Here is a 23,488-nt window from a genome sequence, read left to right on the forward strand (position 1 = left end):
GGGTGTCGCTATGAAGAAGCTGGTACTGATCGCCGCTGTGCTTGGCCCTGTCCTGGCGTCGGCAGAAGAGGCCTATGTCTATCCCTTCGCCGGCATGCAGGTGGGACAGACGGTCAACAACCCTTTCCCCACCATCCTCTACCTGAACAAGAAGTGCGAGCTGCCATTGGTGCATGCGAAGGGCATGCGCGCCTATGCCTCGTTCACCGGGGTCTGGGACATCGGCTGTTGGGGCAAGGACATCGACGGCAAGGCTATCATCGTGGTGCCGAAGTTGCCCACCAAGTCGATGTCGCTCAGCGTCATGCCGCTGGCGGATGTCCAGGCCGATCGCAACACCATGACCATCAAGGCGCTACCTACCTACGGGCGCTAGCCAAACCGCTTTATCACGTTGTCGGGCGGCACCGCGGCCTTGTCCTTGAAGTTGTCCGGTAGCACCGTCACGTCGGCGGCCAAGCAGATCACGTCTGTGTAGTACTCGTTACCGCGCGTGTCGCCGGAATGTTCCGCGATCATCACGTAGTAGAAGCCGTCGTCTTGGAGCTTCGCCTGCTGCTGGATGCGCTCATTCTGCGCCTGCTGACCGACATTCAGGCTGTACTCGTACCGCTGCACGCTGGCGTTGTCGACCTGGATCAGCCGGCCGATCTTGACGCTGGGGTTCAGCAACATCTTGACCGTGATGCCGTTCTGAGTCTGCTCGGGCAACCCCACCATGCCGGTTTCGGACGTGATCTCCGGGATGTCGCCCGGCATATACGACGTCTCGGGCACCATGATGGCCTTGCCGTCCTGGATGCTCCAGACCGTCTGGTTCGTTTTTGAGACCGACCGCATAAAGTCACGGGCCATGCCGAACATGACCTTGCCGCGCGGCAAAGGGTTGGTGGACAAGGTCGGGACGTATCCCAGCGTCACGCCGAACGGATTCATGGCTGCGACTGCCGCGGCCACGTGATCGGCTGACGTCGAGCCGGCGGCCAGAGTCGTGTTCACCACTGCGAAGTTGTACGCCGAATCGCCGTCCGCCGCCGTGATGTCGAGGTACGTATCCGTCTGGCTCTCGCGGCCGCGGCGCACCTGCTTGATGGAGCCGTCGAAAATGATGCCGAAATTGCCCGTATAGCCTGCCTGCACCACCAGCCGAGTGAATTCCTTCTCGATCCGCTGCCGGGTGGTCTCGGAGACGTTGTACACCCGCACACGGGCCGAGTTGGGCGTCTGCAGGTCGCCGCGACTGATCTTGAACACGCACCGCAGCTCCGACAACTCTGTCGCGGCACCGCCGGACTGGCCGACCAAGATGGATACCTTCCTGCCGTACTGTTTCGTACCCATCAGTCTGTCACCCAGAAGACGTGCGACCCGATGCCCAGGTCCTCGAACGTGGGGACGTCGTCGGGATTGGCCGCGCCCTGCACCCACAACCGGCCGCCGAATTCGAGGTGCCGGTACTGCCCCAGCAGGTCCACACCAGTCACGAGCGGGATGCCGCTCACGAGCGGCTCGTTGCTCGCGTCGGCAATGTCCAGCACCCACCCCGCACCGCCAGCGTCCCGGTATTGCACCGTCATGCGGTAGTCCACGCCGCTCAGCGTCACTGTGAACCGCTGTGGATCCGGCGACAAAGGGATTTCGTAGAAGGTCGGCATCACATGCTCGTCGGTGGCACCGAGCCGCCAGGCGCCGGCGTGGCCGGCATGGCCGCCTTGGTGCCGGTGTTCTGGGTCTCGGCCGTGGCCTGCGGATCTGCCTGATTCTCCTTCGGCGGCAGCTTGGTCGCCTGCGTCTGCACGATCCGGATCTGCTTCAGGGTGGCGGTTACGCTCAGCGCAGCCCCTGTCTTCTGGTCCTTCACCACGCGCAGTGACTTGAACAGCATGTCGCGGTACATGCGCAGCGACGTGACGACGTCGAACGGCTGCCGGGTCTCCTGCAGCGACAGCAGCTGCGAGTACACCGTGCTGATGTAGTCGGCCGACGGCAAGCTGCCGCCTTCGAAGATCGATTCGAGCGTGCCGACGAGCGCGGCCAGGTCCGAATTCGACCAGCCGCACTGGATCGTTACCTCCGGTTGCAGCTTGAACGCATGATCGTTGATCTGCGCACCCTTCTCGACCGGATGCTCGGTGATCTGCAGCTCGTCCTGGTGCGCTTCCTCGATCGTGCAGCCGACCGTCACCGGGCCGATGGTCTTCGGCACGAAGGTGATGATGTCGAGGAAACTCACGAGATTGCCCCCTGCATGTTGCGCACCAGCTCGTCATTCACCTGCCGCTGGCTGTCATTCACCGCGCGCCCTGCCGCCGCCGGATCGGGCACGCCGTACAGGTTGATTGTGGTCTGCTGCTGCAGGTCGACCGCGGCGGACCCTCGGCGGGCGGCTTCCAGATCGGCTTGTGCCGGCCGCTCGTAGTAGCGCGACACGATTTCGCCAGCCTGCTGGGCGTTCTGCGCAGCGCGCAGCAACTGGCCGGCGCGCTGCTCGGCGCCCTGCGTCAGCTCGTAGTTCACAAACTGCAGCTGTTCCATCAGGGACGAATCCCGGATGTCCTTTCCAGACCACGCTTTGAAGTTCGCCTGCCTGTCAGGGTGCCATTGCGCAACGCCATAGGCCCGGCCGCTATCGCCGACGGCCTGGTGATTCAGGCCGCTGCCGCTCTCGCGCTGCAGGTTGGCCACGATCCCCACGGCTTGGTCGTGCGACCAGCCCATGCGCTGGAAGAACGACACAGCGTCGAACGCAGCCCCGCCCGTACCTGCGGGCTGGCCGGCCGCCGCACGCCGGCGCGCCAGCTCTGCATCCTCGCCAGTGTTCAGGTCTCCGCTTCGAAACATGAGCGCCGCAGCGCCACCGATGCGGGCGGCCCACGGCAGGAAGCGAGCCAACCAGCCAGCGCCCGACCCTGCGGCAGCCCCGGCGCCGGCAGCCCCGCCAGCGCCAGCAGCGCCACCAGCCGCCGCGGCAGCAGCATTGGCTGCGCCCAGCGCGCGCACCGCCGCAACCATCTTCCAGATGCCGCTGACGATCTTGAACCCGCCCAGCGCACCGAATGCGCCGACCAGCAGCATGATCTTCGTGGACCAGCCGTCGGTGGCCTTGTCCAGCTCGATGAACTGGTCGGAGAGCCACGACAGCGGCGGCCCGAGAGCCGCCACCGCCGTCAGGATGGCGCTTGCAATGTCCGCGACGCGCTGCGCGATCTCGCCAGAATGGTCCTCGAACCACTTCTGGAACCGTGCGAGCTGCGGCCCGACCTTGCGCAGCAGCGCGCCCTCCACCTTGATGGCAAAGTTCTCGAACGTGGTGCCCAGGCCGCGCAGGGCCACCATGAACGCGTGGGCGTCTTCGGCCGCCTTGTCCAGCCCGTTGCGCCGGGACATCTCCCGATACTGCTGCATGAACCTGGCGAAATCGCCGTCACGCATGGCCAGTAGCAGGTTCTCGTCAATGCCCAGAATGTTGCCGTATTGGCTGGACAGCCAGGTCGGGCGCTTGGCCAGCTCGGCGCCAAGGTCGGACAGGATGTCCACCGTGTCGCGCAGCTCGCCGTTGGCATTGCGCGTCTGCACGCCCAACGTGGCCAGGTAGCCCTCGCCGGCCGGGTTGTTGCGCAGGAACTTGGCCAGGCTCTCGACCGCCCCAAAGGCAGTCTCGGTCGAGATGCCCATATTGCGGGCGGCGAAGTCGAACGCCTTCAGGCTGTTGGCTGCCGCACCCGTGCGCCTCGAGACGAAATACAGGTTCTCCAGCTTCGACGCCAGCGCGGACACGCCGACGCTGACGGCCAGAGCCGATGCCGAGATGGTCGTCACCAGTTGCTTGACGCCCTTGGTGGCCTGCTCGACGCCGTCGGAGAACTTCTTCAGGCCCTTTTCGTCGACCTTGAAGCCAAGGGCGACGAGGAATTCACGGATGACGGTGCTTTGGGCCATTGCTCTGCTGTTCCAAGATGCGGCGCGCGGCCGCCTGGTTGTCGGCCCGGACGGCCAGCGCGTCGTTCATCAGCGCGATGTCTTCGAGGCCCAACGTGCCATCGGTCAGCGACTCGTACTTGCACATGCCCTCCATCACCGGGGCCATCAGCCAGTCCTCGCCGTTCGGAAGGCGCCTCAGCCAGCCTGTGCCGCCGGTTCCGGGCTGCTCGCTTGGCTTGTAAGCAGCCCTTGAATAAAAGGGCCGAGGTTGGCCACGATGACCTGCACCACCAGGGGCAGGATTACTGCCATGTCCATGTCCTGGAACATGAGCGTCTTCTGCCCAGGTGACACCACGGAAGCCCAGCCAGTCTCCTGCCGGCGCTGCACGGCGGTCAGGCAGTTGTCCATGACGTAGTCGGCGTCCGCATCGTTCATGGCGGCAAGCGCATCAGCGAACGGCTGCAGTGCCTGGCCGAAGCCGTCCAGGTCGCCGGTGAGCGCGCCGATTGCGCCGGCAGCGCCGCCGCTCGTCTTCGCCAGCTTCACGAAGACCGGGATCAACGGCGGAATGATCGGCGCGATGCGGCGCGACACGTGGAACTGCTGTTTGGCCGTCAGTCGGCCGATCGAGTAGGCGTTGCCGCCGAGCTGAATTTCACGGCCCATGGTCAGTAAGTCCCCAGCATTTCTTCGATGTGCACACAGTCAAACACCCATTCGACCGTGCCGCCCTCGGTGGCATAGGACAGGTCGGGCACTTTCTTGAACGCGCACTGGGTGGCTGCCACCAGATCACCGGCCACCGATTGGGACACCGTTATGACGTTCTTGCCCCACAAGCGGCTGTCGATCTTCTGCGCGTTGTAGAGCGCCATCAGAATGGCGTTCACCGGCGCAATCTTCAGATATCGGAGGGTGAGCTGACCCGAATTGTCGGCGCGCAGGCTGTGCTGGCCGCTGCCGTCCGAGCCAATAGTCATGGCGTTCTTGTCGTTGGCCATGGCGACGGTGATGCCTTCTTCGGCCGTGGCTTCGCCGTAGCCCAGCTGGAAGGCGCCGCCGGGCCCGACGATGGAGGCCTGTACATCGATGAACGAATAAGTTCCGCCTTTCATGGCTTCTTTCCCCTATCAGCGGTTCACGTTGACCAGGATGTCAACGCTGTGGATGGCGCCGGCTTCTTTCGCCGCTACCTGGAACGACACCGACTTGCGTGCTTCCCGGTCGGCCTGCGACTGCAGCGCAATCGGCGGCGTGTAGACGTAGTAGCCCTTAGCCAGGGTGTCGCCCTGCTTCAGCGCACCGAAGCCGGCGGAGTTCCATACGCCCGGGGCCAGGTAGCCGTTGTTCACGGCAGCCGCGCACGCGCCCTCGATGGCCGTGGCGATCAGCGCGTTCCCGCCATCGGTTTGCGGGATCTTCGTCGTGCTCTGGTACAGCAGGTTGTACACATCGGTCTGGATGCGGTTGCGGAACCAGATCGAGTTATAGACCGAGTCGATAAAAATGCCGCTCGGCGTCACGCCGTATTGCACGATGGCCGTGTCGTTGTCGTACTCGACGAACACGTTACCGCGTTTGTCCTGCAGCACATTGGCCTGAGTGCTCGACAGGGTCTCCGGAACGATGCCGGGTTCCTGCTTGTACATCAGGGTGATCGTCGTGTTGTTGGCGTTGAAGTTCGTCGTCAGCAGGCGGCCGAACAGCGACGCGGCAGCGTAAGGGCTGTTGCTCGAATACTGGGCGAACGAGTACTTGTAGCTCTTTGCCTTGAAGCGCGACAGCAGATCGGTGGTCGCCGTTCCGTCGAGAGCCTGCGGTTCCTGCGTCGTCGCACCGTAGATGTGGCGCTGATCGGCCTCGATCAGGTCCGCCACGGCCACGTGCTGATCATTGGTCAGCGACGTGTCGGCGAACTGGATGCCCAGGAACTTGTTGGCGAAGCGGTCCAGGAAGATGTTCACGCACGTGTCGGGCGACTCCGCGACGATGCCATCCACCGGCGCCGAAGCCAGCGCACTGGTCATCCCCAGCATGGTCGAAATGTCGGTGCCCGAGCCGGTCGGCGTGGCGTAGCTGATCTTCGAGCTGGTGCCCGTGGTTGGTGAGGTCGCAACGAACTGCGACCCGTTCCAGACGAAGCCGGCACCCGCCAGCGCGGTCTGGATAATCGTGGCCACGCCGTTCAGGTTGGTCACGCCCGAGAAATCCAAGGCGGACAAGGTCTTGACCGTTGCGTCCACCGTGATCTTGAACGAGCCGGCCGTGACCGCCTTCCACACCGTGATGTCCTTCTGGGCGGCGGACAGCGCCGCGCCGCGGAGCGAGCCAGACGTGGCCGTCTTTGCCCAGCGGCCGATCTTCAGCTCGGATGGCTGGGGCGTTTGCTGGAAGTACAGCAGCGCGGCCAAGTATTCCGGGGCGGTGATGCCGAATTCGCTGCCGACGGCATCGATGGTGCCGTACGTGCGCATGCGCTCGTTGGTGTCGATTACCGCCGATGCGCCCAGGATCAGCTCCGTATTCAGGTTGGCGCCCTGTGCCGCCAGCGGCGACATGTTGATGGTGACGTTGATCAGCCGCGAAACCGGCAGTCCGTTGGACATGGGATTCCCCTAAATGAGAACGCCCGGCAGTTGCCGGGCGTCGTGTAATAGACTTTGAGTGGATCCATCCACCACTACCACTCATGGGACTTCTAGAAACGTTCATCATCGCTGTCGGCGGGCCGACGCTGCTTATTGGTGCAGTTGCGTACATGGCAAAGTCGCTTCTATCGCAGTGGCTCGCGAAGGAATTGAAGCGCCACGAATCCGGGTTGAACCAAGAATCCAAGCAGTTCGAACTCGAGTTGAAAGCAAAATATGACAGTGCCGCCGAGCGGCTTAAGAATGAACTACAGCTAAAGGCTGGAGAACACCAGGTCCGGTTCTCGAAGCTCCACGAACGCCGTGCGGAGGTGATTGCCGAGGCGTATCGCCTACTCGTCGTGGCATTGTGGGACGTGGAATCGGCACTTGCCCCACTACAGCTCGCGAATGACGTTCCTCTGAAGGAAAAGTACAACGCCGCCTACAACAAGCTCGTCGACTTCTATCGCTACTTCGACGTCCACAAGCTGTATCTGCCGCCCGAGACATGCAAAACCCTCGATGGCATGTTCGCGAACATTCGGTCGACACTGGTCAGGTTCGGAACCTACCTTCAGCTCGACAATGCGCATTTGCCGGAGCACGTCTACAAGGAAAAAATGGAGCAACAACTATCCGCATGGCATCTCATCAGAGATGAGGTCCCCAAGGCGAGGGAATCCTTGGAAAGTGAACTGCGTAGCTTGCTTGGGGACATCGTTTCGGACTCCAATGCCTAGCCTGCACCGCGGTCGTAGGCTACATCGAGATCAGCTTCCAACAGGTTCAATACCGGGTAGGTCCGGGTGATCTTGCGTCGCAGGGTCAGCGTCAGGTCGTATCGCCGATTCCACTGCTGGTTGATGAGCGCCGGCGCGGGCTGGATGTCGCTCGCTCTCACGAACTTCATGCCGCTGAGCGCCAGCTGCTCGCTGTTCTGGGGTATGGACATGCCGTCAGCGAGGCGCTGGGCGTATCCCTTTCCCGCTGGCCCGTAGAACGAGCACAGCAGGTCAATCTCCTGGTGCCGGATGTAATCGTCGCTGCCGTCTCCGTCCCCGTCATGCTGGATGGCCGGGCTGGCATCGTTCGCCTGCCTGTTGACGCCTATGGCACACCAGTTCTCGGACGGCTCTGGATGCTTCGGCACCGTCGTCTGCCAGCGCGGGCGCACCATGGCGCCGGGCAGGCCAGTCACGCCAGCAACCAGTTCCTGCAGCAGATCGTCGAGCGCGTCGTCTTCGAGCGGCACCGGCGCCGTCGGCGCAAGGTAGCCGCCGGTGGCGCTGGTGTTTGCCATGGATTACCCCGAAAGCGGTTTCAGATCACAGACAGCGGCCACGAAGCCCCGCCCGAAATGGCTGTAGTCGTTGACGCTGACCACGGTGTAGGTCCGGCCCTGCCAGATCACCTCGTCGGCGTCCTGACCGGGGCTGCCGTCAATCAGCCGGAACGGCGTATGCAGCGTGATCGAGCCGGTGATCAGGCTACCGTCGGAACCGCGCTGCAGGATGTCGCCCTTGTCGCTGGTGACCACCGCGGCGAAGGTCGTAGCCGACGGCGTGTTCTGCGCGCGGCCGTGCACGTCGACTGTCTGCGCCAGCCGGTTGCACACCAGGCCGGTGTCCATGAAATCCGGATCGAGCAGCACGTCGACGACGTCGAGTAGTGCCATGGGTCACTTCCTTTTGCGAAGCACGTAGGTGATCGAGTTGCGGTATTGCGCAGTGTCTACCAGCGGCTTGGCCAGCTCGGTGCTGGGCTGCTGCCCGGCTTCGCGGGACGCCAACTCTTCCTTCGCGCCCTTCCTGCCGCGCCGGGCTCGGTTGCGCAGCGTGGCGTCGCTCAGCGCCGGGCCGATGCCGCTGTTGATCAGCGCGCGAACCGAGGACTGGGCAGCCAGGCCAGCCATGCTCATGCGCCGCTTGGCACCGTCAAGATCGCCGTCCAGTGCCGCCTCGACACCCTTCTGCAACTGCGGCAAGGTCTTCGGCTGAGCGGCGGCGACGCCTGGCACCAGGTGGGGACGCGCCGGCAGGTTGATCTCGGGCGCCCCGTTCTCCTGGATGTACCCGATTTCCGCGTTGCTGAGCGGCGCGCCTTCGTCTTTTCGACCCGCGGTGCTGTCTGGAATCCCCACCAGCACCTGTTTGTCGACCAGTCCGCTGATCGACTGCAGGACGTCCTTGAGACGGTCCGTCTTGATGAAGCCCATAGGGGATGCTCCCGATGAGGCGGCGCGACTACAGCTGCATGCCGCCTGCGCCCATCATTCTGGCGAGAGTGAGGAACCGAACACCGTATGTCGTCAGGTTCCACATACCAGCGTCGTCAATGGTCGCCGCGCCCGTGTCGTAGCTGGCGCTGACCTTATCGACTGCTTTGGAAGATTGTGGGCCAGTGACCTGGCCCGGGATGCCGCCGACTTCGGCAGTTGCCTCGTCCCGTCGCGCGAGAACGAGGAAGTGCGCCGCGCAAAGCTCAATGCCCTGATCGGTCAGCACGCCCCATCGGCAGGGGTTCACCAGTGACGTCGCGATGGTCAGCTGAAACGCGATCGACGCGTCCGAGTACTTCGTCGTGTCGGCGAATTCCGGAAAATCGGTTCTGAACTGTTCTGGCGTCATAGGTGGTCGGCTGATGCCCCTCGCGAGGCCTGGAAGGCCTGCTGGGCACGAAAGACCTGACCGAGTGGGAACAGGGCTTCGTGCGCTCGCTGGCCGCGCGCATGCACGCCGGCGAGGTGACAAAGCTTACCGGCGACCAGGTCGAAAAACTCGACGAACTTCACGGGAAGTACTTCACATGAACACCCAACCGCAACGCCGGATCATCCGGCTGCCCGAAGTCTGCGAGCGCATCGGCCTGGGCAAAACGGCCATTTACGACCGCATCAAGGACCACACGTTTCCCTCGCCAATCAAGCTCGGCCGCGCCAGCGGCTGGGTCGAGGAAGAGGTGCAGCAGTGGGTGGACGATCAGATCGAAGCCACGCGCGGGAAGCACTGATGACGCCCGCAACTGCACTGGCCATTACCGTCGTGGCCGCGATCGCGTACGTCGCCGCGAGCGTCTGGGCGGCGCGCCGCCAGGCTAAGTGGATGGCCGAGATGGAATAGAAATTCAAGAACGGGACACTGTGATGACCGATACCACTCATCAGGCGGTGAGCCTGACCGACGCCGAGATCCTGAAGATCGCAAGCCAACATTTCCGCTCTGTGCACAATCCGAAGTCCGAACCGGCGTTTATCGCGTGCGTGCGTGCCATCCTAGCCAGCAATGCCGTGTTGTTGAGCGCCGCCGCGCACGACGTGCTGACCGAACGCCGCCGCCAGGTCGAGGGGGAAGGCTGGACACCTGAACATGACGACGCCCACGAAGGCGGCGAGTTGGCCGATGCAGCGGCAGCGCTGGTTCTGGAGGCTTGCGACTATCGCCTCGCAGCGCTGCAGCACTGGCCGTGGGCCGATGCGATCAAGGATGCGTCGCCGCGCCGCAATCTGGTCAAGGCCGGGGCACTGATCCTCGCGGAAATCGAGCGCCTGGACCGTGCGGGGAATACGGTCGCAATCTCTGCAGATGCGGGGAATAGCGACGGCGAGGCGCGTGCATGATCCGCTCAGCGACATTACTCACATTTCTGCTTTCGCTTCGCCCACCAGTCCAATGCAAATTCCACCGGTATCTTGACGAAAGGCGCTATCAGTCTTGCAAGCAGAAATTTTCGAGCAATAAGCCGGCGGTAGTGCGCATCGTGCGACCACCGGTTAGCGTCGGAAGCAAACTGCTGAAGCAGCTCAACACGCGTCCGCATAAGGTTTGTCTCGGCATCGCTAAAGGGATCGTTAATGGGTGCGATAAAAGCGACTCGCGCGCCCGTCAGGGCACCTCGGGCTCTGTAGAGTGCCGTGACCCGCTCTGGCACCTGCTCCCTGGATTCCAAAGCGCTAATCCGACTGAGAAGATCGTCCATTGTCACTGGATCCCACAACGTCCTTCGGGGGAGACCAGTCGGTTCCACGAATGCGACCAAGAATATCTCGATATCGCGCAGCAGGAAGTACAAGCTCTGGGCCAACGCAGAATTTGCATTGGTGGCGGATATCTGCGCATCCCGCCTTTCCGCGTATCGCTGCCACGCCGGCACCCCGATCGCGATGACGAGGGCAATCAGAGCGCCAAACGCTTGCGCCCAGCCAGCCAACTTCTCATTCGCCTCCAACCAATCTCTCACGTTTGGCCACCAAGTGGGCATCATCGCAAGCCATTCCATCCGACCCTCCCTTTTTTGGGGGCATCCTAGCATGAGCCGAATCGTCTGCCAGTTCTCCTGCGGTGCTGCATCGGCGGTGGCTACAAAGCTCGCGATCGCCCAATTCGACCGATCACATGATGTTCGTATCATCAACGCCTTCCTGCGGGAAGAGCACGTGGACAACCGCCGGTTCGCTACCGACTGTGAAACGTGGTTCGGACGGCCCATCACCGCTCTGCGTGACGAGCGCTATGGCGCCAGCGTTATCCAGGTGTTTCGCCGGAAGCAATACATGAAGGGGCCGATGGGCGCCCCCTGCTCGAAGGCGCTGAAGCGTGACGTGCTTGACGCATGGAAGCAGCCGGGTGACATCATGGTGTTCGGATATACAGTGGAAGAGAAAGACCGATTTGACGACTTCCAGGAGCGCAACCCCGACCGCCCCGTAATCGCTCCACTGATCGATGCCCAGTTGAGCAAGGAAGACTGCAAGGCGATGATCCACCGCGCCGGAATTGAACTGCCAGCGATGTACCGGCTTGGCTATGAGAACGCCAATTGCATCGGATGCGTGAAGGGAGGCGAAGGATATTGGCGCGCGATCCGCGTCGATTTTCCTGAGTACTTCGAGGCGACGTGCCTGCTGCAGGACGAAATCGGCGAGGGCTCCTGGTTCCTCCGACACCGTTCAGGCCCGCTCAAAGATCAGCGCTTCCCGCTTAGGGATCTGCGAGTGGGGCCGGTCGTACGAAATGAGCGTCTGCCGTCATGCAGCTTCTTCTGCGAGATCGCCGAACAGGAGTACTCAGCATGAACCCGACCATCATGCTGTCGTCCACGCCCCCGTGGGTGCAGCTCGGGGCTGTCCCACTGACCATGGAGGCGGACCAAGTGGTGCGCGCATGAGAACTCCGACTTCAGATAGCTGCTCTTTCGTCCCTCCGCACGGAACGGCTGTTACGCCTAACAATTCTCGCAGCGGTTTTGATGAAGCCTTGATACTTCTCGAGCCTAGAGAGTTGCCTATGGGCGCGCTCGATGTCCCCGTCGTGCAACTCGTCGGCGATTTCAAGAAAGTACTCGACGGCCGTTTGTGCCATCGCGATTCCCCGCGCCATGCGTGCATAAGGCATCGCATGCAGTGGTACGGCACCGAGATGCGTAAGAAGGCGTTCAGATACTCGCCTACCTACGGTGGGATGAAAGTCCGTATGCTCTCCTGCTTCGATCGCTGTGCGAGCCGCTACTGTGACCGTTGTCAAAACCGCTTCTATCTCAGTAAGTATCGCGAAAACAGCATTGATTTGATCTAGCTCAGCACGCAGCTTCTCTTGGTGACGATCTCGGGCATCGCTGAGGGATTGCGATCTGCTGATAGCGAATGCTCCCCAAATCGCCGCAATTGCCCCTACAGCTTGGACCCAAGACGCTATGTCCCCGGGGTCGATCTCACAACGCCATGCAACATAACCTCCGGCAAGCACCAATATCGTTCCCACCAGGGTGTAGCTGGCCACGCCCCATACCTTTTCACTCATCACTCGACCCTGATTTTTTGGACGGCATCCTAACATGACCCTGACCCGCCTTCTCCCCACCAAAGCCCTGTCCATCCGCCAGCCGTGGGCCTGGCTGATCGTCAACGGCCACAAGGACATCGAGAACCGATCGTGGGCCACGCGATTCCGCGGGCCTCTGCTGATCCACGCGGCCAAGGGTATGACCAAGGCGGAGTACAGCGCGGCGCGGCAGTCATTGGAGCGAGCCGGCATTCGTGCCCGCTTCCCTCGGTTTGAGGATCTGCAGCGCGGCGGCATCGTCGGCGTGGCCGAGGTGATCGCCTGCGTGCCGCCGGAACGCCGGACGTCGTTCTGGCACATGCCCGACTGCCAAGGTTTCGCGCTACGGAACGCCCAGCCACTGCCCTTCACGCCTCTGGCCGGCCGGCTGGGCTTCTTCGACGTGCCCGCCGACGTTTTATCCCAAATTATTCAAAACCAATAATTCACCATAAATCATTCCGCAGCCCTGCGACGTCGCGTGCTTCGGCCACGAGGTGGCGAGCTCCAAGAGATATTAAGCAGCCATAATTTCTTCATACAGCCCTTGAAACATTCCTCGCACCGCGCTCAGAGCATCAACTTCATCCGCCAGCATTGTTAGCACGGCGGACTCATACTGCTCGTGCCCCGGAAAGCCGAAAGCCACAGCAATCCCTTTAAGCGCACCTGTCTCGCGAATCGGGTAGCGAGAAATAAGCGTCTCCGCCGACTTATCTCCCAGAGCCTGTTTGATAGCCTCCAGTTCCACTGCCACCTTCTCACCGAGATCAAACTCGATGACGTGCTTTTGACCGGCCTGCACATCTTTGCTCGTGGGCAGGAAAGACATGATCTCGTCGCGCACCCGCTTTTCTACCGCACGTCCTGCGAGGCGTTCTGCGTTGCGATCGATTGCTTCGAACAAAGATCCTGCAGCGCTGCCCAGTATCTCATCCACGTCCCCACCCATGAACTTTACGACTCGCTCTGCAAGCATCTTCTGAACGACGGGGTGGTAGTAGATCGACTCCACGGAATATGCGGGAACCACATGCACCCCCTTCTTACGAAGCCGATCCGCATCTTCTTGAGACCGTCGATCCTCATCGACGATACCCCACGCCTTGATCCAATGAAGATCAGCTGACTCGCGAATTCCCGTGACGGCCTGCTCAACGGCACGGCAACTCTCCTTCGAGACAATCGAAGCATTCGGGAAAATCAGGCCGTAAAGGGGGATGTCTCGACTACTGTGCGTCCCTTCGACAAAAACCATCTTCCGCCGGCTGCACAATATCGAAAGTCGTACCCCCTCATCTACGTGGTTCGCCGACAGTATTAAGTCGGCATCCCATGCGCGAACATGACCATGCTCCTGCATATCGCACCCGCGGACCAGCAATACAGGGGAATCCCCGCATTCAATCGGAAGAGCGATATCATGAGTCGCCACGATGAAACTGCAGTCCGATCGCTCGGCAATCAGACTAAGCATAAGCGGGGCAGCAATAGAGCGGTGTATGTGTCGCTCCGGCTCATCGATGATAATCACGCTTCCCGACGCGCAAGTCAGCACTGCTGCGAGTAGAAGAAGAGCACTTCGCTCACCATCAGAAAGCATCGAAGCATCGTACGGCTTTGATCCATCCTTGGATGCAAAGATGGCACCATCCTCGCCTTGCTGGACCTGGATTGACAAGTTTGATCGGTGAAGCAAAACATTTAGCTTGTGGATGGCCGAAGGCTCCAATGCAACTGTCTGAGCGAGCCCAAGGTCGCCAGCATCCACTGCCGATGCGATTCTTCTGGCTCGAACTTGCACCGCCTCAACCAGCTTAAAAAAGTAGACGTTCGACCGCACATTGTCGCTGTACGTATTGTCGCGCCAGCGAGAACTCGGATCCTTGTCATATCCGCGAAAGCTGCCCTCTGTATTCCGCGCCACACCCGCAGTCATCTGAACTTGCGAAGTTTGGAACCAGATCATTCGATGCCCAGAAAGGCGCATCGACCGTTCACCACCGGCCGCGTCAAAACGTTGCAGTAGCGCCGACTTTCCGACGCCGTTCGGGCCGACCACGAAGAGGCATTCTCCAATCGGGACTTCGATGGACAGAGCCTCGCCATTTGCCATCGTGGGCACTGAATACTGAAAGCTATTTGCCATTATTACTCCTAGCAAGGATGTCCAAACGATCTCCCCATGCCTGCATCATCTGTCGACGCTCGGGCAAGTACTGCGCGTGGTTGTAGGCTGCGCGCACCTTGTTGCGCTCGACGTGCGCGAGCTGGCGCTCGATGACGTCGGGCCGGAAGCCCAACTCGTTAAGCGCGGTCGAGGCCAGGCCCCGGAAGCCGTGCCCCGTCATCCGCGAGTGGTAGCCCAGGCGGTATAGCGCATACAGCATCGTGTTGTTGCTGATGTGGCCGCTCTTGCCGCGCGGGCTGTAGAACAGGTAGGTGCGATGGCCAGTGATCTCGCGCAGTTCCTTCAGCACGGCCAGCGCCTGCGTGGATAGCGGTACCACGTGCGGGTCGCGCATCTTCATGCGCTCGGCCGGCACCAGCCACTCACCCTTGTCCTGGTCGATCTCGTCCCACTGCGCCTGGATCATCTCCGTGGTGCGCACGAACGTCAGCGTCATGAACTGCAGCGCCAGGCGCGTCACCTTGTCACCCTCGTAGCCATCGATGTCGCGCAGCAGCTTCGGCAGCTCCGCCAGCGGCACGCGGGCCTGGTGCTGGACCGGCGCCTGCTTCAGCACGACCTCGCTATCAATGTCGGTGGCTGGGTTGCGATCGCACACGCCGTAGACGATGCCGTACTGGAACACCGCGCGCATGCGCTGCAGTATCCGCTTCGTGGTGTCGCGGACGCCGCGGGACTCGATCGTCTTCAGCAAGTCCAGGATGGCCGGCGCCCGGATGTCAGCGATGGGGGTGCCGCCCAGCACGGGGAAAACGTCGTTCACGAGTGAGGCGAGCACCTTGCCGGCATAGACCTCGTTCCAGCTCTCCTTCTGTGTGGCATGCCAGTCACGGGCGATCGCCTCGAAGGAATTGCCTGCGGCGATCTTCGCCGCGCGGCGCTGGTCCTGTTTGACCGCGCCCGGATCCTTGCCGTCGGAGACGTGCGACCTGGCGGTCTCGCGTTGCGCGCGCGCCTGGGCCAGCGTCACGCCGGGGTAGGTGCCAAAGCCCAGCCGGTTCTCGGCACCGGACGGCCGGACGTATTTGAAGCGCCAGAGCTTTCGCCCATCGGTCATGACCTCCAAATAGAGGCCACCGCCGTCGAATAGCTTATAGGCGCGCTCGCGCGGCTTGGCGTTGCGGATTTTGGTGTCGGTGAGGGGTTCGACCGTACGTGGCATCGCGTAGGGGCACCGATAATCGAGGCATTAGAGAATGCCCCAAAGAATGCCCCAAAAAGTGACGGATGCCAACGGTTCACGGCGAACTTTGGTGAACGTCGAAAGCCTGGAAGGCGTTGATTTATGGCGGGAGGGAGAACTTTGGAGAACTAATGCGGACTTGATTATGGTCCCGCCGACAGGAATCGAACCTGTATCTAGCGCTTAGGAGGCGCTCGTTCTATCCATTGAACTACGGCGAGCGGACCGTCTGCACCGGCCTGGCGCCGCGGTGGCGCGGGCGGGTCGGAAGACGGGGCGGAGTATAGCAAACTCCGCCGGCGCCCTGCCATGGCGGTCGGCGCGGCGTGGGCGGGGGGCGGGCCGGGCGCTGGCGCGGCCCGGGGTGCAGCGGCGGTGGCAGGCGCGGCCGGTGCGGGTGTCGCAGCTTTCCCAGTCGATCAATCCGGACATGGCGTGCTCCTTTGGTGGCGATGGATGGGGGATCAGGCGGCCGTCAGGCTGGCGGGGTGGATGCCCGACAGCATGGCCAGTGCCAGGTGCAGCACGGTAACCACTGCCGCGGCCGGGTTGCGCAGGCAGGTTTCCACCTGTTCGCTGCGGGCCTGGCCGAGCAGGCACCACGTGCAGAAGTGTTCGCAGTTGTTGGTCAGCAGGTGATAGCGGTTCTCGCCCAGGCGGCTGCGGGCGCGGGCGACGGCTTCCTGCCCGAGGTAGCGCGCGCAGGGCTGGTTGCGCACGGTCACGCCATGGCCCTGAGCGAATAGTTCGAGCGAGGTTTCCTCGACCGGTCCCGCATGCAGCGCCTGGCAAAAGCCGGCGTAGTGGATCACGCGGCACTGGCCGACGTAGATGCCGTGATGGGCGTAGCCATTGCGTTCCGTCACCAGATGGGCGCCGGGCTGGTAGGCATCGTCCGGGCGGCTGGCTTGTTGTTGGTCTTGGGTGTTCATGGCGGTCTCGATTCTGGTGTCGTTGGCGGGCAGGCAGTGCGGCGTTGGTGCCTACCCAACCGCATCAAGCGTGCCAGTGGGGTCGAGCCACGGTCCGACAAGGGCTGGCGGGGAATCAGAGGTTTCCGGGGACCCGGTTTCGTCGGGCATCGACCAACAGCTACAAACCGATTGTGTTGGTCCGCCACCGGCAACCGCCATCGGCCGGTCGCTCTTCGCCGATATGGCTCCGCTCGGCGCGCCCCTGACGGCCCTGCCCCACCACTCCAGCACGGGTGTTGGCGCCCAACCAACGCCGAACGAGCACCCGGGATCACATTTGGCCCGAAGAGCCCCGCCGACGCCACGCACCCACCGTGGCACACCGCTTGCTGAACAGAGGCATCCCCCGCAAGCCTGCCCAAGGAGACCATCATGGCGACCCTGACCATCCGCGACCTGAACACCCATCGCGAGCTCGATTTCCGCGCCATGTCGGCCGTCCGGGGCGGTGGCGCGCCGTGGGTGTTCGGCTGGATCCAGCCCTACGTGGCTGCCCGGCCCGGCGCGTTGCCTGTCGTGAACTTTTACGAGATCAACTACAGCTTCTATGCTGATCAGATGAACAATCAGTTCCAGAACGTGAACGTCCAGAACACGGCGCCGAATTCCACCATCACGGTCGACACCGGCATGGACGCCCGCAACAAGGGACGACTGGTCTGAGCCCTGCCCGCCTGTCGGCAGGACTTTCGCGGTGACTTCCAGACATCCGGCGCCCCGGGGGCGCCTTACGCGCGGGACGGTGTCGCCCCGCGCCGGAGCATGCCGTGACCTGCGTATCGCAATTCCGCTGGAGCTCGGCCGCGTGCACAGACGTGGGCCGGGTGCGTGAGCGCAACGAGGATGCCTGCCTGGCGATGCCCGAGCACGGCATCTGGGTCGTGGCCGACGGCATGGGCGGCCACGCGGTGGGCGATTTCGCCAGCCGCGCCATCGTCCAGGCCCTGGCCGCGCTGCCCCGGGCCGATAGCCTGGACGCCGCCGTCGACCACGCGCGCATCGCCATGCAGACCGTCAACCAGCTGCTGATCGACGAAGCCGCGCGGCTCAAGGTGCGCGTGATCGGCAGCACGGTGGTCATCCTGCTGGCGTGCGAGCGCCAGTGCAGTTGCCTCTGGGCCGGCGACAGCCGGCTCTACCTGTTCCGCGACGGCCACCTGAAGCAGCTGTCGCGCGACCACAGCCAAGTAGAGCGCCTGAAGGCGCGGGGGCTGATCACGGCCGAGGAAGCGCGCCACCATCCTGCCCACAACACGATCACGCGGGCGGTGGGCGCGTCCACCACGCTGGACCTGGAGCGGCTGACGCTGGAAATCGGCGATGGCGACCTGTTCCTGCTCTGCAGCGACGGCCTCAGCAACGAGGTGGAGGACGACCAGATCGCCGCCGTGCTGGCCGCCGACCCCCACCCCACCCGCGCCGCCGACGCGCTGCTGAAGCAGGCGCTGGACAACGGCGGCCGCGACAACGTGTCGGTGGTGGTGATCCGCGCCGAGGACATCGGCGGCGGGTCTGACATGACGCTGCTGAATCCGGAGGTTTGAGCGGGGTCGGCCCTCTCCCGCGAGCGGGAGAGAAAAGCACACACATGGCGTCGAGAAACAGCCCCCTTACTTCCCCTCCGCCTGCCGGTTGCTGTTCCGGAAGTCCTTCGAGTGGATGCCGTGCTTCTTCAGCAGCATCTGGATGTGCGACCGGTTCATGTCGAAGCGGCGCGCCAGTTCCGCCACGGTGCCGCCCACTTCCTGCAGCCCGCGTTCCAGGAATGCCCGCTCGGCCTCGTCGCTGGCCGCGCGCTTGGCTTCGCTGAGCGATGTGGCCGTGCTCAGATCGGTGATTGTCGCCTTGCCGCCCGGGGCCGCCGCCACGGCTTGCAGGCCGGTCGGTCTCGGGCGGATGTCCTGCGGCAGGTGGGCAAAGTCCGCCGTATCGCCGGCCAGGCACGACAGCCGGTACATCAGGTTGCGCAGTTCGCGGATGTTGCCCGGATAGCCGTAGTGCAGCAGGAAGTCGCGCAGCCGCGGCGTCAGCTTGATGGGCCGCCGCTTGAGCTGCCCGGCCGCCTCGTCGCCGAAGTACGCCACCAGCAGCGGAATCTCGTCGCGCCGCTCGCGCAGCGCCGGCAGCGTCACGTGGATCACGCTGAGCCGATAGAACAGGTCCTCGCGGAACGTGCCTTCCTGGCTCATCCGGCGCAGGTCCTTGTTCGTGGCCGCCACGATGCGCGTGTCGACGGCAATCACCTCGTCCGACCCCACGCGCTGGATCTCGTGCGCCTCCAGCACCCGCAGCAGCTTGACCTGCCCGGTCAGCGGCAGCTCGCCAATCTCGTCCAGGAAGATCGTGCCAGTGTGGGCGCTCTCGAACTTGCCCCGCCGGTCGTTGGCCGCGCCGGTGAAGGCGCCCTTCTTGTGGCCGAACAGCTCCGATTCCAGCAGGCTGTCCGGAATGGCGCCGCAGTTGACCGAGATGAACGGCTTGTCGTTACGCACCCCGTTGGCGTGGATCACCTTGGCCATCAGCTCCTTGCCGGTGCCGCTCTCGCCGTCGATCAGCACCGGCAGGTCCGTGGGCGCCGCCTTCTCGGCAATCTCCAGCGCCTCCAACAGCTTGGGGTTGTCGCCGAACGTGCCCTCGAAGATGAAGCTGCGCTCCATCAGCGCCTGGCGCCGCTCCCGCGCCGACATCTCCACGGGCTCCACCTCGGCCTCCTGCGGCTCGCCGGTGGCCGTGGCGGCCGCCACAAAGCGCTCCTTGTGCGACAGGCCCATCACCTCGTCGCGCAGCGTGGTGGCCTGCTTGAGCAGCTTCTCGATCTCGGGCCGCTCCAGCCGCGACGACCAGCGCAGCGTCGAGCGCAGGATCTCGATCCGTTCGATCAGGCCCGCGAACGACACCGCGGACGTGGCAGGGGTGGGGTTGTATAGCTTCATGCCGCGCTCAACTGCTTCTGGACCAGCTGGTAGTACATGCCGCGGCGCTCCAGCAGTTCCTCGTGCCGCCCCTGCTCGACGATGCCGCCCTCGTACAGCACCAGGATCTTGTCGGCCTGCATGATCGTGCTGAGCCGGTGCGCGATGATCACGGCCGTGCGGCCCCGCAGGATCTCCTGCATGTTCGCCAGGATGTTGCTCTCGGACTGCGTATCCAGCGCCGACGTCGCCTCGTCGAACACCAGCAGCCGCGGGTCGTGGTACAGCGCCCGGGCGATGCACAGCCGCTGGATCTGCCCGCCCGACAGCCCGATGCCGCGCTCGCCCACCACCTGCTCGTAGCCGAGCGGCAGCTTCGAGATGAACGCGTGGGCATCGGCCATCTTGGCCACTTCCTCGATGCGGCGGCGGTCCGGGCTGTCGTCGCCGCAGGCGATGTTCTCCGCCACCGTGCCCGAGAACAGCAGATTGGTCTGCATCACATACCCCACCTGCGCCCGGAAGAACTCGGTGTCGATCACGTTCATGTCGTAACCGTCCACCTTCATCGTGCCGTCGGTGGGCTTGTAGAAGCCCACCAGCAGCTTGGCCAGCGTGGTCTTGCCCGATCCGCTGCGCCCGACAATCGCCACCATCTCGCCCGGCCGCATGTGGAAGCTGATGTTCTCCAGCACGTACGGCGTGTCGTCGCCGCCATAGCGGAAGTACACCCCGTCGAACTGGATCTCGCCCTGCAGGTCCGGCAGCGACACGCGCGACATCACGTCCTGCGGCTTCTGCTCGGGCTCCAGGTCCAGCACGTCGCCCAGCCGCTCCATCGCCACGCCGGCGTCGTTGAGCTGGCCCCAGAGCGCCACCAGCCCCATCAGCGGCGCCAGCACGCTGCCCATGAACGCGTTGAACGCGATCAACTGGCCAATCGTCAGCTCCCGCTCCAGCACCAGCGTGGCGCCCACCCAGAGGATCGTGATGGTCGTGGCCGCGTTCAGCACCTGGCTCACCAGCCCCACGAGGATGTGGAACGACTGCGCCTGGTACTGCTTGTCCAGCGCCTTGGCGTACTTGCGCTCCCAGCGCAGCCGCACGGGCCGCTCGATGCCCATGCCCTTGACCGTCTCGGCGCCGCCCAGCGTCTCCATCAGGTACGCCTTGGCGTCGGTCGATGCCGCGAACACCTCGCGCGCATAAGTCTTCACCTTCGGCGTCACCACCACGGTCAGCGCGGCAATCGGTATCACGAACGCAATCAGCAGCAGCGTCAGCTTGACGTTGTAGAGGAACATGATGCTGAAGTAGATGAACACCATCAGCAGGTTCAGCGCCGTGGTCACCGTGGATTCGGTCAGGAACGCCCGGATCGTCTGGTTCTCCTGGAACCGCGCGAAGATGTCGCCGGTCTTGCGCTTGGCGAAGAACGACAGCGGCAGCGACAGCGTGTGCTTGAAGAAGTGCGACATCATCGCGAAGTCCATGTTGCGCACCATGAAGTTCGCCAGGTACGCGCGGATGGTCACCATCAACTGCGTGAACACGTTCGAGATCACCAGCCCCAGGATCAGCAGGTGCAGCAGCCCGATGTTCTGGTGCACCACCACCCCGTCCAGGATGTTCTGGATGATCAGCGGCGGCACCACGCCCAGCACCTGGATCACGAACGTCGCCAGGAACAGGTGTGCCAGGATCCTGCGGTACGGCGACAGGTAGCCGATGAAGCGCAGCCACGGCGAGCGCGACACCGCCAGCTCGTTCATCTGCGTGCCGGGCGAGAACAGCAGGCAGGTGCCGCTCCAGCCGCGCTCGAACTCCTCGGTGCCCATCTTGCGGAAACCGATGGCCGGGTCGGCCACCCAGACGTGGCGCGCCGACACGCCATAGACCACCACGTAGTGGTAGCCCTCCCAGTGGATGATGAACGGCAGCTCGAAGCCCATCAGCGCGTCGCGCGTGCACTGCACCCCGCGCGTGGTGAAGCCCAGCGACTCCCCCGCCCGCGCCAGGCTGTCCAGCGTGGCGCCCGACGTGGTCACGTTGGCCAGCTCGCGCAGCTTGCCCAGCGTCATCGGAATGCCGTGGTGCCGGCACACCATCGCCAGGCAGGCCGCGCCGCAGTCCATCTCCTCGGCCTGCTCCACCAGCGCGAAACGGCGGATCAGCCGTTCGCCCATCTCGGGCTTCGAATGCAGGTCCAGCAGCACGGGCCGCTTGCGGCGCTCGGCCAGCTTCTGCTGCCGGTGCAGCTCGCGGTCCACCGCACGGATCCGCTCCTCCAGCACCTCGCGCAGCCGCGCGTTGCGTTCCAGGATCAACTGCACGGTCTTCTCGGGAATCACCAGCAGCCGCACGTCCGTCTCGGCGATGGCCGACGCCACCTGCTCCTGCCGCATCACGCAGGCGCGCTCGCCAAAGATCTCGCCCTGGCCCAGCGTGGCCAGCGGGAACGTATCGCCGTCTTCCTCGCGCACGATGCGCACCGTCCCCTGGCGCACCACGTACAGCCGGCGGTCGTCGCGCCCGTCCTGTTGCAGGATGGTCTTGCCGGCCGCCACGCGCTTCACGCCCACGCTGCGCACGGCGTCTTCCAGCTCCAGCTTGTCCAGCTTGCCGCGCAGGTCGAACAGCCGCGCCACGAAGCCGCCGGCCGAACTGATCGCCACATAGCTCGTGATGAACGCCAGCGCGGCCGGGTTGCCGCCCACCACCGGCTCGGACACCGCGCGCGGAATCATCAGCAGCTCGGTCTTGCCCGACGCCCGCACCGACGACTCGTGCCGGTATTCGCGCAGCAGCGCGATGTCGGCAAACACCTCGCCGGCCTTGCGCACACCCATGCTGATTTCCTTGCCGTGTTCCTCGTTGAACACGCGCACCGACCCACTGCGCACGATGAAGATGCCCTCGGCCGGCTCGCCGGCGTTGCAGACCGTGTCGCCAAAGCCAAACGCCAGCGGCCGCGCGCTGGCGGCCAGCCGCTCGATCTCGTCGCGCGTCAGCGGCGACAGGATCTCCACGGTCGCCAGAAAGTCGGCCAGCGACTGGCCGGCGCCCGGCGGCTGGGCCGCGGCGCCGGCGGCGGGCTCGCTAGCGGGCTTCGATGACATGTTCCTGCGCCCTTGCCATCAGCCAGTCCTCGCGCAGCCGCCGGCGGATCTCGACAGTTACGTCCGGGTCCAGCCGGGCCGGATGCTTGGCCCGCACCAGGAAGACCTCGAAGAACGACTTGTCCGGCGCCGGAAACGGCCCCAGCAGGTCGCCAGGCTGCGCGTTGAACACCTTGGCCTCGATGTCGCCCTTCAGCGATCCGCGCAGCACCTTGCCGATGTCCCCGCCCTGCTCGCGCGTGTCCGCGATCGAATGCTCGCGCGCCATCTCGGCAAAGCTGTCCGGGTCGTCCTGCAGGTACGACACCAGCTCGCGCGCCTTGCCCTCGGTGTCCACCACGATGTGGCTGACCTCGATGCTGTCGAACTTCGGCGAATTGAGCTGGAAGTACGCCTCCACGGCCTCGTCGGTGCCCACCTGCGCCAGCATCTTTTCCTGGTACAGGCTGTCGGTGATAAAGGTCTCGAACTCGTCCAGCGTGATGTGCAGCGCGTCCAGGTAGTGGTTCATGTCCGCCGCGCGATGCAGGCCATGCACGCGCCGGAACTGGTCGGCGCGCGCCTGCACCTCGTCCTGGCTCAGCGTCACGCCATGGCGCCGCGCGGCGTGGGCGGTCAGCTTGTCCCGCACAAGCTGCTCGACCAGCCCCTCGAACTGGCCGGTCAGCTTCAGCACCCTCACGAATTCGTCGACGCCGATCACTTCGTCGTCGATGCGCACGATGGCTGTCATCGCCCT

At 63.7% G+C, this 23,488-nt stretch carries 29 protein-coding genes and 1 tRNA gene; 8 read left to right on the plus strand and 22 right to left on the minus strand.

Annotated elements, in window-relative coordinates; all coding sequences use genetic code 11:
• The first annotated feature begins 10 nt into the window (after positions 1–10).
• Positions 11–376, plus strand: coding sequence for a hypothetical protein (locus tag QTN24_RS01370; protein WP_313835073.1), 366 nt, complete (start codon positions 11–13; stop codon positions 374–376).
• On the opposite strand, the gene QTN24_RS01375 is transcribed toward QTN24_RS01370, so the two are convergent.
• From QTN24_RS01375 to QTN24_RS01410, 8 genes are read right to left on the minus strand one after another with little or no spacing between them, the layout of a single operon-like run.
• Entirely contained in the window at positions 373–1,341 is a 969-nt protein-coding gene (locus QTN24_RS01375; protein WP_313835074.1) for a phage protein, read from the minus strand. The two genes, QTN24_RS01370 and QTN24_RS01375, sit on opposite strands and share 4 nt — an antisense overlap.
• Entirely contained in the window at positions 1,341–1,655 is a 315-nt protein-coding gene (locus QTN24_RS01380; protein WP_313835075.1) for a phage baseplate plug protein, read from the minus strand. Before QTN24_RS01380 ends, QTN24_RS01375 begins: the two co-directional genes overlap by 1 nt.
• Positions 1,655–2,233 carry a phage baseplate protein gene (locus QTN24_RS01385; RefSeq protein WP_313835076.1) on the minus strand — a complete coding sequence of 193 codons (579 nt, stop codon included), beginning with the start codon at positions 2,231–2,233 and terminating at the stop codon, positions 1,655–1,657. Before QTN24_RS01385 ends, QTN24_RS01380 begins: the two co-directional genes overlap by 1 nt.
• A complete protein-coding gene (locus QTN24_RS01390) occupies positions 2,230–3,939 on the minus strand; it encodes a phage tail tip lysozyme (RefSeq protein WP_313835077.1) in 1,710 nt (569 codons plus the stop codon). The genes QTN24_RS01385 and QTN24_RS01390 overlap by 4 nt, the downstream gene beginning before the upstream one ends.
• The gene (locus tag QTN24_RS01395; protein ID WP_313835399.1) at positions 3,914–4,087 is read right to left on the minus strand and encodes a DUF6889 family protein; all 174 of its coding nucleotides are present in this window, start codon (positions 4,085–4,087) and stop codon (positions 3,914–3,916) included. The genes QTN24_RS01390 and QTN24_RS01395 overlap by 26 nt, the downstream gene beginning before the upstream one ends.
• A gap of 29 nt (positions 4,088–4,116) precedes the next feature.
• Positions 4,117–4,590, minus strand: coding sequence for a phage tail assembly chaperone (locus QTN24_RS01400; RefSeq protein WP_124683704.1), 474 nt, complete (start codon positions 4,588–4,590; stop codon positions 4,117–4,119).
• Between the two features lie 2 nt (positions 4,591–4,592).
• On the minus strand, positions 4,593–5,039 hold the full coding sequence (locus QTN24_RS01405) for a phage protein (protein WP_124683703.1): 447 nt from the start codon (positions 5,037–5,039) through the stop codon (positions 4,593–4,595).
• A 15-nt stretch (positions 5,040–5,054) separates the two neighbouring features.
• Complete coding sequence (locus QTN24_RS01410; protein WP_313835078.1) at positions 5,055–6,530, minus strand: DUF3383 domain-containing protein; 1,476 nt, start codon at positions 6,528–6,530, stop codon at positions 5,055–5,057.
• Positions 6,531–6,613: 83 nt separating this feature from the next.
• Here QTN24_RS01410 and QTN24_RS01415 point away from each other — a divergent pair, with 83 nt between their 5' ends.
• Positions 6,614–7,294 carry a hypothetical protein gene (locus QTN24_RS01415; protein WP_313835079.1) on the plus strand — a complete coding sequence of 227 codons (681 nt, stop codon included), beginning with the start codon at positions 6,614–6,616 and terminating at the stop codon, positions 7,292–7,294.
• Here QTN24_RS01415 and QTN24_RS01420 read toward each other — a convergent pair.
• From QTN24_RS01420 to QTN24_RS01440, 5 genes are read right to left on the minus strand one after another with little or no spacing between them, the layout of a single operon-like run.
• On the minus strand, positions 7,291–7,854 hold the full coding sequence (locus tag QTN24_RS01420) for an LIC_12616 family protein (protein WP_313835080.1): 564 nt from the start codon (positions 7,852–7,854) through the stop codon (positions 7,291–7,293). The genes QTN24_RS01415 and QTN24_RS01420 overlap by 4 nt on opposite strands.
• Positions 7,855–7,857: 3 nt before the next feature.
• Positions 7,858–8,229, minus strand: coding sequence for a hypothetical protein (locus tag QTN24_RS01425; protein WP_313835081.1), 372 nt, complete (start codon positions 8,227–8,229; stop codon positions 7,858–7,860).
• A gap of 3 nt (positions 8,230–8,232) precedes the next feature.
• Entirely contained in the window at positions 8,233–8,769 is a 537-nt protein-coding gene (locus tag QTN24_RS01430) for a hypothetical protein (RefSeq protein ID WP_124683699.1), read from the minus strand.
• Positions 8,770–8,797: 28 nt separating this feature from the next.
• Positions 8,798–9,181 carry a DUF4054 domain-containing protein gene (locus tag QTN24_RS01435; RefSeq protein WP_124683698.1) on the minus strand — a complete coding sequence of 128 codons (384 nt, stop codon included), beginning with the start codon at positions 9,179–9,181 and terminating at the stop codon, positions 8,798–8,800.
• Positions 9,178–9,345 carry a hypothetical protein gene (locus QTN24_RS01440; protein WP_313835082.1) on the minus strand — a complete coding sequence of 56 codons (168 nt, stop codon included), beginning with the start codon at positions 9,343–9,345 and terminating at the stop codon, positions 9,178–9,180. The genes QTN24_RS01435 and QTN24_RS01440 overlap by 4 nt, the downstream gene beginning before the upstream one ends.
• Before the next feature lie 14 nt (positions 9,346–9,359).
• Between QTN24_RS01440 and QTN24_RS01445 the strand changes: the two genes are divergently transcribed.
• Positions 9,360–9,563, plus strand: coding sequence for an AlpA family transcriptional regulator (locus QTN24_RS01445; protein WP_313835083.1), 204 nt, complete (start codon positions 9,360–9,362; stop codon positions 9,561–9,563).
• Positions 9,564–9,696: 133 nt separating this feature from the next.
• On the plus strand, positions 9,697–10,170 hold the full coding sequence (locus QTN24_RS01450) for a hypothetical protein (protein ID WP_313835084.1): 474 nt from the start codon (positions 9,697–9,699) through the stop codon (positions 10,168–10,170).
• A 14-nt stretch (positions 10,171–10,184) separates the two neighbouring features.
• Here QTN24_RS01450 and QTN24_RS01455 read toward each other — a convergent pair whose 3' ends face one another.
• Positions 10,185–10,829 carry a hypothetical protein gene (locus QTN24_RS01455; protein ID WP_313835085.1) on the minus strand — a complete coding sequence of 215 codons (645 nt, stop codon included), beginning with the start codon at positions 10,827–10,829 and terminating at the stop codon, positions 10,185–10,187.
• 31 nt (positions 10,830–10,860) lie between these two features.
• Between QTN24_RS01455 and QTN24_RS01460 the strand changes: the two genes are divergently transcribed.
• Complete coding sequence (locus QTN24_RS01460) at positions 10,861–11,625, plus strand: hypothetical protein (RefSeq protein WP_313835086.1); 765 nt, start codon at positions 10,861–10,863, stop codon at positions 11,623–11,625.
• A gap of 103 nt (positions 11,626–11,728) precedes the next feature.
• On the opposite strand, the gene QTN24_RS01465 is transcribed toward QTN24_RS01460, so the two are convergent.
• Positions 11,729–12,349, minus strand: a complete 621-nt coding sequence (locus tag QTN24_RS01465) for a hypothetical protein (protein WP_313835087.1) — start codon at positions 12,347–12,349, stop codon at positions 11,729–11,731.
• Between the two features lie 34 nt (positions 12,350–12,383).
• Between QTN24_RS01465 and QTN24_RS01470 the strand changes: the two genes are divergently transcribed.
• Complete coding sequence (locus QTN24_RS01470; RefSeq protein ID WP_313835088.1) at positions 12,384–12,815, plus strand: ASCH domain-containing protein; 432 nt, start codon at positions 12,384–12,386, stop codon at positions 12,813–12,815.
• Between the two features lie 72 nt (positions 12,816–12,887).
• Here the strand turns inward: QTN24_RS01470 and QTN24_RS01475 are convergent, their stop codons facing one another.
• From QTN24_RS01475 to QTN24_RS01490, 4 genes are all read right to left on the minus strand, one after another.
• Positions 12,888–14,519 (minus strand): AAA family ATPase, encoded by a 1,632-nt coding sequence (locus tag QTN24_RS01475; RefSeq protein WP_313835089.1) that lies wholly within the window; start codon positions 14,517–14,519, stop codon positions 12,888–12,890.
• Positions 14,509–15,723 (minus strand): tyrosine-type recombinase/integrase, encoded by a 1,215-nt coding sequence (locus tag QTN24_RS01480; RefSeq protein WP_313835090.1) that lies wholly within the window; start codon positions 15,721–15,723, stop codon positions 14,509–14,511. The genes QTN24_RS01475 and QTN24_RS01480 overlap by 11 nt, the downstream gene beginning before the upstream one ends.
• Positions 15,724–15,890: 167 nt before the next feature.
• Positions 15,891–15,965: transfer RNA gene (locus tag QTN24_RS01485), tRNA-Arg, on the minus strand.
• Between the two features lie 243 nt (positions 15,966–16,208).
• Positions 16,209–16,676: a lecithin retinol acyltransferase family protein gene (locus QTN24_RS01490; protein WP_313835091.1), complete on the minus strand. Its 468-nt coding sequence runs from the start codon at positions 16,674–16,676 to the stop codon at positions 16,209–16,211.
• A 414-nt stretch (positions 16,677–17,090) separates the two neighbouring features.
• Between QTN24_RS01490 and QTN24_RS01495 the strand changes: the two genes are divergently transcribed.
• Both QTN24_RS01495 and QTN24_RS01500 read left to right on the plus strand, forming a co-directional pair.
• Positions 17,091–17,381: a hypothetical protein gene (locus QTN24_RS01495; protein ID WP_124683675.1), complete on the plus strand. Its 291-nt coding sequence runs from the start codon at positions 17,091–17,093 to the stop codon at positions 17,379–17,381.
• Between the two features lie 104 nt (positions 17,382–17,485).
• Positions 17,486–18,262: a protein phosphatase 2C domain-containing protein gene (locus QTN24_RS01500; RefSeq protein WP_313835092.1), complete on the plus strand. Its 777-nt coding sequence runs from the start codon at positions 17,486–17,488 to the stop codon at positions 18,260–18,262.
• A gap of 66 nt (positions 18,263–18,328) precedes the next feature.
• Here QTN24_RS01500 and QTN24_RS01505 read toward each other — a convergent pair whose 3' ends face one another.
• The 3 genes from QTN24_RS01505 to QTN24_RS01515 are packed head-to-tail and all read right to left on the minus strand — an operon-like array spanning position 18,329 to position 23,482.
• Positions 18,329–19,651: a sigma-54 dependent transcriptional regulator gene (locus QTN24_RS01505; protein ID WP_313835093.1), complete on the minus strand. Its 1,323-nt coding sequence runs from the start codon at positions 19,649–19,651 to the stop codon at positions 18,329–18,331.
• Positions 19,648–22,749, minus strand: coding sequence for a peptidase domain-containing ABC transporter (locus QTN24_RS01510; protein WP_313835094.1), 3,102 nt, complete (start codon positions 22,747–22,749; stop codon positions 19,648–19,650). Before QTN24_RS01510 ends, QTN24_RS01505 begins: the two co-directional genes overlap by 4 nt.
• The gene (locus QTN24_RS01515) at positions 22,730–23,482 is read right to left on the minus strand and encodes a peptidylprolyl isomerase (protein WP_124683672.1); all 753 of its coding nucleotides are present in this window, start codon (positions 23,480–23,482) and stop codon (positions 22,730–22,732) included. Before QTN24_RS01515 ends, QTN24_RS01510 begins: the two co-directional genes overlap by 20 nt.
• Between the last annotated feature and the right edge of the window lie 6 nt (positions 23,483–23,488).

This window comes from Cupriavidus sp. SZY C1 (genome assembly GCF_032190535.1).
Classification (GTDB): domain Bacteria; phylum Pseudomonadota; class Gammaproteobacteria; order Burkholderiales; family Burkholderiaceae; genus Cupriavidus; species Cupriavidus pauculus_C.